The 450-nt window shown below is 66.0% G+C and carries 1 pseudogene; it reads left to right on the top strand.

The window, feature by feature from the left end:
• Nucleotides 1-450, top strand: a pseudogene (locus I6F37_RS39750) (hypothetical protein); the annotation flags it as partial.

Raw genomic sequence — 450 nt, 5'->3', positions numbered from 1 at the left:
CATTGTTGCAGCTGTCGCCGACAGCGCCCGTCCCGCTGCCGACACCGAGCGTGATGTGAACCGCAAGCCGGCCGAGATGATCGCGTTCGGCGAGGTCCAGCCCGGCGACAAGATCGGTGAACTGATCCCCGGCGGCGGCTACATGACCCGCATCCTCTCCAAGGCCGTTGGCCCAACCGGCAAGGTCTATGTGTTCGCCAGCGCGCCGGTTCAACGCGAAGGCCAGCCGCCGCCGGCCGCGCCTGTCGCCGCGATCACGGCCGACGCCGCCAATTATGGCAACGTGTCGGTGATCATCACCAACTTCACGACCATCCCGGCGCCCGAGCCGCTCGATCTCGTGTGGACCTCGCAGAACTATCACGACATGCACAACCCCGGCCGCAACCTCGACATCAACGCCGCCAACAAGGCGATCTTCAGGGCGCTGAAGCCGGGCGGGCTCTATGT

Origin of the sequence: Bradyrhizobium sp. NBAIM08 (assembly GCF_020193935.1) — a bacterium.
Lineage (GTDB): Bacteria > Pseudomonadota > Alphaproteobacteria > Rhizobiales > Xanthobacteraceae > Bradyrhizobium > Bradyrhizobium yuanmingense.
The sequence above is the reverse complement of the archived record's forward strand: the minus strand, read 5'-3'. Positions and strand labels throughout refer to the sequence as shown.